11 protein-coding genes and 1 pseudogene are annotated in these 10,272 nt (G+C 43.4%); 9 read left to right on the forward strand and 3 right to left on the reverse strand.

What is annotated here, in order from left to right; all coding sequences use genetic code 11:
- The 9 genes and pseudogenes from ACQ76V_RS15670 to ACQ76V_RS15710 all read left to right on the forward strand — a co-directional run.
- Positions 1-283: pseudogene (locus ACQ76V_RS15670) on the forward strand (hypothetical protein); the annotation flags it as partial.
- A 37-nt stretch (positions 284-320) separates the two neighbouring features.
- Positions 321-590: a hypothetical protein gene (locus ACQ76V_RS15675; RefSeq protein WP_441001458.1), complete on the forward strand. Its 270-nt coding sequence runs from the start codon at positions 321-323 to the stop codon at positions 588-590.
- Entirely contained in the window at positions 590-1,123 is a 534-nt protein-coding gene (locus ACQ76V_RS15680; RefSeq protein ID WP_441001459.1) for a hypothetical protein, read from the forward strand. The genes ACQ76V_RS15675 and ACQ76V_RS15680 overlap by 1 nt, the downstream gene beginning before the upstream one ends.
- Positions 1,120-1,479 (forward strand): hypothetical protein, encoded by a 360-nt coding sequence (locus ACQ76V_RS15685; RefSeq protein ID WP_441001460.1) that lies wholly within the window; start codon positions 1,120-1,122, stop codon positions 1,477-1,479. The genes ACQ76V_RS15680 and ACQ76V_RS15685 overlap by 4 nt, the downstream gene beginning before the upstream one ends.
- Complete coding sequence (locus ACQ76V_RS15690) at positions 1,451-1,918, forward strand: hypothetical protein (RefSeq protein WP_441001461.1); 468 nt, start codon at positions 1,451-1,453, stop codon at positions 1,916-1,918. Before ACQ76V_RS15685 ends, ACQ76V_RS15690 begins: the two co-directional genes overlap by 29 nt.
- Positions 1,915-2,277 carry a hypothetical protein gene (locus tag ACQ76V_RS15695; RefSeq protein WP_441001462.1) on the forward strand — a complete coding sequence of 121 codons (363 nt, stop codon included), beginning with the start codon at positions 1,915-1,917 and terminating at the stop codon, positions 2,275-2,277. The genes ACQ76V_RS15690 and ACQ76V_RS15695 overlap by 4 nt, the downstream gene beginning before the upstream one ends.
- A 199-nt stretch (positions 2,278-2,476) precedes the next feature.
- A complete protein-coding gene (locus ACQ76V_RS15700) occupies positions 2,477-5,782 on the forward strand; it encodes a hypothetical protein (RefSeq protein WP_441001463.1) in 3,306 nt (1,101 codons plus the stop codon).
- A gap of 297 nt (positions 5,783-6,079) precedes the next feature.
- Positions 6,080-6,523 carry a hypothetical protein gene (locus ACQ76V_RS15705; RefSeq protein ID WP_441001464.1) on the forward strand — a complete coding sequence of 148 codons (444 nt, stop codon included), beginning with the start codon at positions 6,080-6,082 and terminating at the stop codon, positions 6,521-6,523.
- A gap of 195 nt (positions 6,524-6,718) precedes the next feature.
- Positions 6,719-8,503, forward strand: coding sequence for a serine hydrolase domain-containing protein (locus ACQ76V_RS15710; protein WP_441001465.1), 1,785 nt, complete (start codon positions 6,719-6,721; stop codon positions 8,501-8,503).
- A gap of 74 nt (positions 8,504-8,577) precedes the next feature.
- On the opposite strand, the gene ACQ76V_RS15715 is transcribed toward ACQ76V_RS15710, so the two are convergent.
- From ACQ76V_RS15715 to ACQ76V_RS15725, 3 genes are all read right to left on the reverse strand, one after another.
- The gene (locus ACQ76V_RS15715) at positions 8,578-9,135 is read right to left on the reverse strand and encodes a carboxymuconolactone decarboxylase family protein (RefSeq protein WP_441001466.1); all 558 of its coding nucleotides are present in this window, start codon (positions 9,133-9,135) and stop codon (positions 8,578-8,580) included.
- 44 nt (positions 9,136-9,179) lie between these two features.
- Entirely contained in the window at positions 9,180-9,620 is a 441-nt protein-coding gene (locus ACQ76V_RS15720; protein ID WP_441001467.1) for a hypothetical protein, read from the reverse strand.
- A 101-nt stretch (positions 9,621-9,721) separates the two neighbouring features.
- Positions 9,722-10,272, reverse strand: a 551-nt coding sequence (locus ACQ76V_RS15725) for a helix-turn-helix domain-containing protein (protein WP_441001468.1), incomplete at its 5' end; no start/stop codon positions are given.

A 10,272-nucleotide genomic window follows, 5' to 3' on the forward strand; every position in this document is an offset into this window, starting at 1 on the left:
TCCGGTTATAGACAAAAATCCCGTACCCCCTCCTACAAAACTCAAACTTAAACCCAGAAAACGACCTAGTACAAAGAAAAAAGCAACTTCAAAGAAGAAAACGACAACAGTTGCCAAAGTGCAGAAAAACAAGAAACCAACTGTTAAAAAAGCTGCTGGGAAAAGCGGAGACATGCTTGATGGTACAGTCAAGATCGGAGGCTTGGAGATTGAAAAGAAACATGCCGCCGCAGCAGGTGGGGCCACTGTATCAGGCCTGTTGCTCTGGAAACTTCTCTTTTAAATCAATTCAATAATAATCAATTAATTATAAAACCATCATGGAAAATACATTACACCTATCGGACCAGTGCAATTGTGGCTGTAAGGATCACTCATTAGGAAATGGCTCCGGGTACCTGCAAAGCGATTGCGGATGCCACCCGGGCCTGGGCGAACCCGACCAAGACGAACCCAACAGTGAGACCCAGGAAGATCTCATCAAGGAAGCCAAAAAGTACATTAACAGCGAAATACCAACGCCTGTAAAAGTTGTCGGCGGGATAGCAGTCGTTGGCCTATTGCTTATAGCCACAAGAGGTAAAAGGTAATGAATAACCAAGATTATAACGCACTGCTGGACAGCTACGGAAACCATTTCTCTATCGAGGAACTCGAAATCCAAGGTCCCGGAACGATCAAACGCATGGACATTGGGTTTTTGCGATCCTTTTTGGCCTGGCGCCGATGGCACGGGCTGACCACTCTTATCAGCTCTGCCTGGCGAAAAGGAGACCAAAAATCCCACGGCCACGGGTTTGCCTTTGATGTGTTGCTTTTTGACCAGTGGCTTTCCAGTCAACCTTCCGCGCTCCAACATTGGTTACTTGCAACCACTTGGGGATTCCAAGGCGTAGGCTTGTACTTTGATTGGAGCTACACCAACAAAAAAGGTAACAACGTACCGGCTATTGGTTTGCACATGGACGGATGGGCAGGGAACGGGCGGTCCCGGCGCCCGCTCCGATGGCTCCGAATCAATGGACAGTATTATTACCAGTCGCTTTCCAGTGGCCACTTTCACTGCAAAACAAACAAGCAATCCATTACGCTGGATGAAGCGATAAGGAGGTACGGCCCATGAGCAACTCCCAAGCAGATGGCTTTTTCCAAAAATACAAGGAGCTGATTGTCACCACGATTATCTGCCTGTTTTTGACCGGTATCTACGATTCGATCAATAATCAAACCGCTGAAATCAAAAAGTGGTACCAGCTGATGATTGGCATCAATGAAAAAGTGAAAGTGCAGGCTGACAATCTCTACAGATTGGAAAAAAGCTTAGAAACGCATGTCCAGCATGCGGATGAACGTTTCAAAGATCAAAACGGGCGAATTCGCTCTATTGAATTCAAAACCATTCCAAGCCAACTCCACCGGTATAAATCTCTAATTAAGGAGGACACCTCCAATGCTGAAGATACTAAAACCAATTATTAAGGCTGTTCCCACCTTAATCAGTCTTTTCAAAAGCAAAACCCCTGAAAAGGGGAAAGGAATTGTAAAAAGTGGCATTGCCAGCCTCACGATTTCCGGACTCTTATCAACCGGCAGGCTATCTGCCTCTAGTATTGATACCACGCTCCTGCTTATTCTTTCCATCCTGGAGATAATCGGATACCTCTATGGTATGGTAGCCATTTCTTCAGGTGCGGCCCAAACTGACGGGATAGACCAGCTACTCCAAGGCCAGAGAGAAGGCCTACAAAAAAAACAGGCAAAAGCCCTGGGACGCCAGTGGTTTAAGCAGATCCAGAAAAACCAACATCAAAAGCTACCAGGCAACTCTTTGTTTGATGACGACCGCTCCGACCTACAAGTCAAAGCTTTGGATATTTCCCATTACAAAACCCATAAACCTAATAAGAACAACCAATGACTATCTTCTTAACATTTTTACTCACCGCCATCTTTTTACTCACTACAAACGAATGGATGACCACCCTGCTAACTCCAAATAACCTGGCCGAGATAGGTGTGGTTATACTCGGAATGGTTGCCTTGTCGGCCTCGGTTCAAATCCGAAGCCTGTTTGAAAAAGCCCAAGAGATTCTTCGCTTGTACGCCCAGTATACGAATCCCAACAGCGAAGAGGGCAAGAAACTCTCTCCTCAAGAAAAGGAGCGACTATTAGATCTTTTTCTACATGAGCTGCGGACTGTAATTGATCATTACGGCGGGAGAATGCTGATTCGGATTGGCGGATTTATCAAATCACTACTTACAAGACTATTTTAAAGATAGCTTGATATAACAAATGGAAAAGTAGATATTTTGCAGCGCCCAACCTAGGGCGTCTCTCTTGATGAATAGTCAGGGCCTCACAACTGATACTTGTGAGGCCTTATTATTTTCAAGGTATTCCCTATTGGCTCTGTCTCATTTAATTTGGGAATTTTATTTTAGGCATAGTTTATTATCTATAAAAAGAGTACCTATGCAACCTTTACAATTCGATGATTCTTTTCACGAGCGGGTTCACGAAAAGCTGAAATTTATCGGTGACGGACCGGCTTCGTTCTTCAGGGATATCTGTCGGATGCTTAGCGGAGATCATGAACTTGAATCAGAAACGCATCTTATTTCGCATTTACTTCGGGAAATTGAAAGTGCCGTAAGAGACGCAGCCAGAACCCAAGATGAGAAAGCCTCAGGAAGCAAAAGCCATCAGAAAGATATCAAGAACATTCTGCAAAAACTTGATATCCCATTAGAACATCCCGTTAGTGAAACATGGTTACAGCTTGCCGATTCAAATTTTGAGTTCCAATTTAGAAAATTAGCACATAGAGATTCGTTTAATCCACCCAGGAAACGCCATGACCAAATAGAAGAGGTGTGGGAAGGTTTTCTATATGTTATAGATGAAGTTGTTGATAAATTACAGGGACGATATTTTTCGGCGATTGAGGTTATTGACACTATTCTGGATGACCAGCCATCGACCGCCAATGTCCAAACACTGGCAGGTAATATTCCGCACAACGAAACAACGCTCCTTTATCTCTACAATCAATGTAACGACCCAGAATGGGTATCTTTTTTTCAAGATCATGGATTTTTCGATCATCTCCCTGCTATTATATACACCGATGAAAATACTTACCGGTATCCCCAATGGCCGGCCGCTATCTATTTGCAGAAGGTAGCTGACGAAAAGCCCCAAGAAGTTTCAAAGATCATCAAAAGCCTTCCTGACACCGATAACCACAGAGTATATGAAGACATTGTGAGAGCAATTCGGCAAATGCCTGCTGAAGTAAGTGCCGAACATACAGACCTCGTAATCAAATGGATCAAGTCCGGATCACTATCCCACGCTTCTGAACCCTATTTTGATTTGGCCTTACACTTGGCTAAAAATGGATACGAAGATCACACAATCCGCATACTTCAAGCTATATTGGGACCGATAGACACCAATAAAATTGAAAAAGGGCTGTCAACGTATTCTCCGGATACCAGAATAGGTGACTGGGAGTTTAAAAATTTCCTGAACGAAAAAGTGGATAAGTTTAAAGATCTCCTTCAATTGGACTTTCTTCAACTAGTATACGGACTTATAAATGACTTTCTGGAAGTCGGATGTTCTAAACCGGATGATTTCTCCTACAGCTGGAAGCGAAATTTAACTCTGGAACCTGAAGAAAGCGAAAACTTTGCCAGGGACCCTAGGGAGGATTTACTGAATCTGCTTATACAGCAAATCAATCATTTTATAAAAGAAGGGACCAACTCAGTTAAAGTTATAAATTTTCTCGATCAGTATGACTGGCACATCTTCAAAAGGATTAAACTACTATTCCACGCAAGGGAGGGTAACTTGGGGGAAGTTAAAAAAGTCTTGTTAGATGCTGAACTATTTGACAAATACTGGATTTCAAGAGAATATAAATCTACCCTTAACGAGTATTTCCCCAAATTAAAAGACGAAAAGCAGGAACAATTACTTGGGTGGATTCAGAAAGGACTTAGCTCTGATACGATAAAAAAACGGCTGGAGGACTGGAAAGATAATCCCACGGAAGAAGAAATAACTGCTTTTAATAGAAAATGGCAGCTACGGAAGCTTCATCCCATTAATGAGTATCTCGAAGGATTCTGGAAAGAAAAATACCAAGAACTTGTAGAAGAATTCGGGGAGCCCACAGATGAAGATCCATACGAAAGCACTACATTCGTTGGTCCAACTTCTCCGAAATCGGCCGAAGAACTTATCCCATTGCCTGTTGAAAAAGTAGTTTCCTATTTGGAAAAATGGCAACCCGGAGAAGCGTATGATGCTCCTTCGCACGAGGGTTTGGGACGGATTATGACAACTGTAGTCAATGAAAATGCGGAAGCCTATTCAAAAAAAGCAATGGCTTTCAAAGAACTCATTCCAACGTACGTACGCTCTCTCATCTCTGGTTTGCGGGATGCTGTAAACGAGGGCGCAGAAATCTACTGGGAACCGGTATTAAAGTTGTCCGCTTATGCAGTGCAGCAAGAAGATGATGATACTACGGATAATCCTCATTTTGATAATCCGGAGTGGCAGTGGACCCGCAAGCGATTGGCGGATCTTTTGGGAGAAGGCTGTAAACAGACAACACATCCGATTCCTTTCAAGTACCGCAATCAAGTCTGGGAACTTCTCGAAATTCTTGTGGAAGACCCACAACCCGATTTGGATCATGAGAAAAAATACCACGGGGGAGATCCAATGAATCTCTCCATTAATACCGTTCGCGGAGAAGCAATGCATGCACTGTTTTATTATATCCGCTGGGTGAGGAAAGAGTTAGAAAATGATAGCGAAGCAACTATTTCGTTTGATCAAATACCCGAAGCCCCTAAAGTACTGGAACAGCATTTAGACATAAACCATGACCCCACACTGACAATCCGGTCGGTGTACGGTCAGCATCTGGGAACACTTGTTGAAACAGATGCAGAATGGCTCAATGAACACCTTCGTGATATTTTCCCTGATGGCAGCGAACAGAAACCCCATTTCGAAGCGGCTTGGAACGGCTTCATCCGACGACATCGGAATCACAAGCTGTTTCTTGAACACATAAAGCCTATTTACCAACAAGCCATTGTGCAATTGTATACAGATTTTGAAGCATCAGATAATATATCAATGGCAGATCGTCGCTTGGTTGTACATCTGTTAGGCTATTATTGGGGAAAACAGATAGAGCTGAATGACGAGCTGTTTGCTACATTTTTCAAATATGCCCCGCCCGATAATAGAGGGTATGTCTTTAATTGTATAGGAAGAAGTCTCGAAGAAATGGCGGAAATAACACCGGAAGTGCTTGAGCTTTCAAAGAGTTATATTGAAAACCGTATTGAACAAGCACAATCTCACCTGAAAGATGAATCCTACCAGACCGAATTGGCCCACTTCGGCTGGTGTTTTACTAGCCCATGTTTTGAGGATGATTGGTCTATTACGAGTCTCCACGATGTGGTACAAATTACTCCCCATATTGAACACGACCGCAGTGTAATGCAGGAGTTGACCGATTATGTTCGCAAGTATCCTGAAGTAGTCATGTTTTGCATTGAAAAAATGGTTAAGAGTGTTGACAAAACTATGAGGCTACATGTTTGGAAGACCCCGTTAAAAGAACTGCTGACTCAATTACTAAAAGAAAATAATCAAGTTGCTAAAAGGGCTAAGGAACTGGTGCAGTATATCTCCCAAAAGAGCTACCACCTGATGCAAGAATTTAAACCTTTGCTGGAATAAATTATATAATGGTCGTATGCATAGACGAGACATAGACCACATCATCATGTTTTCGGAACAAAAGGTTAGGATTTCTAGTCCTCTTGAACTTACTTTTCAACATTGTCTCTATATTTTTCAGTGGCCACATTATACTTTTTAGCCTTATGCCTCAAAAAGTTCTCAAACTGGTGCTAGAAATAGTAACAAATTCATTTTTGAAATAAATATGACTGCAAAGTTGTAATTATACAATTTTTGGTTATTATTCCTTTCAGTATGGCAATTCTAAAACGACATATCACCCTATTTCTTAGTATGGGCCTATTATTAATCGGGGCTGTCATCTTTTTGTTAAACCCGATTAATCAATCCGATTATGCCACAACTGTTTCTGGTCTGCCATTATATACTGAAGCAAACGTTAGCACTTACGTTGATGACATTGACCTACCGGTTGGTGAACAAGCTGATGACAAAAATGACCTATCTAAACTTTCATTAAGTGAAGGGGCTGATAAAAAAGAGCCTGATTCTAGCACGAATAAGCTTGTTATTGTAAACCAAGTTCATTCTTATTCTTTTTTGCCAGTGGAAAGGGCTTCGGTGGACGCGATTGTTTATGACACGCGTCATACGTTAATTCAAGAAGTATATCGAACGCTATTAAACCGCCTCTCTTCATTTGCCCACCATTCTGAATTCGCTCCCCTGATAAGCGGTATTGCTATTAATGCCCCGCCTGTATTCGCTTTTAACTAACATTCTACTTTAATAAGGCAATACAATTTTTATACGATACCCGAGTCCCCAATGGTCATGGCAATATGGTCGATTTTTGCTGTGTTGGGGTCAATTGATAGAAACATGTACCGGGATTGGATAATCCTGGCATGATTCGATTTGCTGTTGTTGCCTTAGAGATTAATTAGTTCTACCAACCCTTTTAAGACAATCATGATGAAGCGAATACTTACTATAATTCTACTACCGCTATTTCTTTTTATTAGTTCATGCAATCCAGATAAAAATAACAATTCAACCTCTTCAACTGAGGAAAATTCTACCTTTACCACAGAAATGATAGCCCGAGGATCTGAAATAGCGGTCAATGTTGACCGCTACCTGTCGGCAATCGAAGCGATGGGATTTTCCGGAGCTATTATCGTCAGCCAAAGCGACAGCGTTGTACTGAGAAAGGGCTATGGCATTGCAGACCGCGAAACCCGGCGCCCATATACGCCATCCACCGTACAATCTCACGGTTCCATCACCAAACAAATGACCGGTGCTGCTATTCTGCTGTTGGAAAGCCGCGGAGAGCTATCGGTCGACGATTCCATTGCCGTATATTTCGATGATATCCCCACCGACAAGCAGGATATTATCATTCACCAACTGCTTACCCACTCTTCAGGCCTCCCGGGAGGTGTTGGATCGGATGAGGAACCGATCAGAGCCAAAGCATATACTAATCGCGTGATGGGAGAGCCGCTGCAATTTGACCCCGGTACAGGATATGCCTATTCAAACGCAGGGTATTCGCTATTGGGAATGATCGTGGGGCAGGTATCCGAACAGGGATATGAGCCATTTCTGCGTGAAGAACTGCTGTTGCCCACTGGCATGAAAAAAACCGGTTACGTACTTCCCAATTTCGATCGTCAAAAACTTGCGGTGGGATACCGAAACGGCGAAAAGTGGGGACTAGTCCATGATCGCGGGTGGCTTAAAGACGGCCCCGGCTGGCACTTACGTGCTAACGGTGGACTGCACACCACGGTAGATGATATGTATCGATGGTTTAGAAACACTCTTCAAAAACATACTGTGTTGAATAAAGAGATTGTTGATCGTTGGACCGAAGGATATGTCACTGAGAGCAACGGCATCTCCCAGTACGGTTATGGCTGGGTGATCAATAATTCCCAATGGGGCCCAATGATTGCCCACAGTGGGAGTAACAGGATTTTTTCGGCCGACTTTGTGTGGCTTCCAGAGAAAGAGGTGTTCTTTTATATCCAGGGGAATACGTCCATGATTTCCGCCGACCAACAACGCAGCTCCATTCTTGACGCGGCCTTTGACTCTGAGTTTCTAATGCCCCCACTCATTACCCCCAAATATGGGGCTAACCCTGGGCTCGCTCAGCAAAGAAAAGGTGTCTATCGTATGGGTGGAGGCAGACTGGAACTTACCGCTGATGACACGCGACTGGTAGCCAAGCTCTGGGGCCAGTCCGCTCTTAACCTGATGCTAAAACCCACAACGGAACAGAAAAAGCAGTTTGCAGAACTTAACCGACGCACCAGAAACGCTATGGACAGGCTTAAGGAGGGCCAGAAAGATGCACTTTCCGGTTTGATGGCCGAAGGGGAAGATCCTACAGCGCCCACCAGTGCTATGCTTAGCCGTATCAACCAGATTGGCAATCTCGATTCACTCCATGTAGTAGGCACGTTTGCCAATACGCCCGGTTCTCGATTTGCTGATAAGGGCCCGTGGACCACTTTTGTGTATGCAGAATTTGCAAACTGGAATCAATACTGGAACATCGTCTGGAATAAAGATGGTACTTTTGAAGGAGAGTATAGTGGGCCGTGGCCAACATTCATTTTGATTCCAACGGCAGAGGATCAGTATACCGGCGTACGCCAAAGCTCACCGTGGAAGACTGTCAAAATCAATTACGAAGACGAGTGCCTGATTATTGCAGAACAACGAGCATGTAGAGAACTGTAACTACTAATTTTATTGCTTAAAAATAAGAAGGGGCTGGCTTTAAGAACCAGCCCTTTATAAATTAAGAGGAGAAATTAAGCCGTTTCAAATTCCAGCTTTTCGGGCTCAAAAGCTTCATCCAGCGGAGTATTCGCTAGATGATTGGTATAATTGCTGATTGTTTTTAACGCAATAATCAGGTTGACCTCCAGCACATTTTGCTTGCTGTATCCGGCATCGATAAATGCCTGTAGATCTTCTTCATCTACGAAGCCTCTGCTTGTAACAACTTTTGTGACATAGGTAACCAGAGCATTAAGCTTTTCATCAGGCACTGGATCACCATTTCGTACTGCATTTACGATCGCCTCATCAACGTTTAGCTGATTCTTCAAAATCGTGGAATGGATGGCCGAGCAGTAATGGCATTTATTTTCAATGCTTACGGCCAAAATTGCCAGCTGCTGTTCGACGGGTGAAAAGTCGGTTTTGCCGACAATCTCATTCAATTTGAGATACCCCTCTAACACAGCGGGAGCTTCGGCAAATTCACCCAGTAAATTGGGAACGAAGCCGAAGTTTTCTTTGGCTGCCTTTAAGAGTGGTTTAGCATCTTCTGGTGCGTTTTCGATGTTGTAAATTGGAAAGTTCATAGTAGTATTTGGTTTGTTGTTAATTGTTATTAGTGGATAGATTCTTATGCTGCAGCTTTTGCCTGTTTGGGTAGGTTGATGAATTCTTGATTCACCCAAAAGATCAGTGGCAGGGCAAAAGCGAAGTGACGAAGCAGCGTTACAACTGGCGTCATCGGTGATTGGTTAATACCGGCTACCCCTGCTCCCAATAACGGCAGCATAAACAACCAGACCAATGCAATAGTCTCAGCTGTTACAAATATGAGCGGTCGTACCCAATATGGACCCCACAGGTGAGGAGCAATTGCGGTGTAAAGAATGGCCAACAAAATACCATTTCCGTAGTGGCCAAAGATTCCATAGACAAATCCAAGTCCTGTTTTTTGTCCCAACAGACCGGGGATGTCCCACCATTGGCCGGTAAAGAGAAAGCCAACGATATCAAATAAAATAGTTCCGATTATTCCAGCGATAATCGCCTTCTTCCAGTTTAATTTGTTCATAGCACAAATTGGTTTGTTTCAATTTTGATTCTGCTCCAATATTACTGAAACAAACCAGAAGGCGAATGACCACTATTCCCGCATCCTTATCAATTTTTCCCTTATTGTAATTTTGTGGAGGAGTCACGATAGGCTGAAGGCGACATTCCCGTCTCTTTTTTAAAGAAACGGCTGAAGTGAGCGGGTTCCTCAAAACCCAGCTCAAAGGCAATCTCCTTGGCAAACTTTTCCGTTTTAGAGAGCTGACGCTTGGCTTCCAAGGCGATTCGATAATGAATCATCTCCAGTGGCGTCTTATGTTCGGCATCAGCAAATACATTCGATAAGGTTTTCGGAGATTTATAAAGCATTTCGGCGTAATCACTCACTTGATGATATTCCCTGAAATGCTGTTCCACCAAGATATTAAACTGCCGAATCAGTTCGGTTTGTTTGGTCCCCACGGATTCGGGGAATAGCTGCTTGCGGGCCAACCGTGTTCCTTTAATAATCAAACGTTTTAACAACATCCGAAGCATTTCTCCTTGGATTCGGTCTTTCGTTTCCATTTCATCAACAAGTATCTGAAATAACGACTCGAATTTCGGTTTTTGCTCCTCATCAAGCTGTATTACCGGCAACTCTGAGGATCCCCAGAAAAGCAGGCCTTCGC

Source organism: Fodinibius sp. SL11, from assembly GCF_052060035.1.
In the GTDB taxonomy this organism is placed as follows: domain Bacteria; phylum Bacteroidota; class Rhodothermia; order Balneolales; family Balneolaceae; genus Fodinibius.

What these genes read in the sequence shown, in the direction of transcription:
- ACQ76V_RS15685 (WP_441001460.1), top strand. Translation starts at nt 1,120, where the DNA reads ATGAGCAACTCCCAAGCAGATGGCTTTTTCCAAAAATACAAGGAGCTG.
- ACQ76V_RS15720 (WP_441001467.1), bottom strand. Translation starts at nt 9,620, where the DNA reads ATGAACAAATTAAACTGGAAGAAGGCGATTATCGCTGGAATAATCGGA.
- ACQ76V_RS15705 (WP_441001464.1), top strand. Translation starts at nt 6,080, where the DNA reads ATGGGCCTATTATTAATCGGGGCTGTCATCTTTTTGTTAAACCCGATT.
- ACQ76V_RS15695 (WP_441001462.1), top strand. Translation starts at nt 1,915, where the DNA reads ATGACTATCTTCTTAACATTTTTACTCACCGCCATCTTTTTACTCACT.
- ACQ76V_RS15680 (WP_441001459.1), top strand. Translation starts at nt 590, where the DNA reads ATGAATAACCAAGATTATAACGCACTGCTGGACAGCTACGGAAACCAT.
- ACQ76V_RS15710 (WP_441001465.1), top strand. Translation starts at nt 6,719, where the DNA reads ATGATGAAGCGAATACTTACTATAATTCTACTACCGCTATTTCTTTTT.
- ACQ76V_RS15715 (WP_441001466.1), bottom strand. Translation starts at nt 9,135, where the DNA reads ATGAACTTTCCAATTTACAACATCGAAAACGCACCAGAAGATGCTAAA.
- ACQ76V_RS15690 (WP_441001461.1), top strand. Translation starts at nt 1,451, where the DNA reads ATGCTGAAGATACTAAAACCAATTATTAAGGCTGTTCCCACCTTAATC.
- ACQ76V_RS15675 (WP_441001458.1), top strand. Translation starts at nt 321, where the DNA reads ATGGAAAATACATTACACCTATCGGACCAGTGCAATTGTGGCTGTAAG.
- ACQ76V_RS15700 (WP_441001463.1), top strand. Translation starts at nt 2,477, where the DNA reads ATGCAACCTTTACAATTCGATGATTCTTTTCACGAGCGGGTTCACGAA.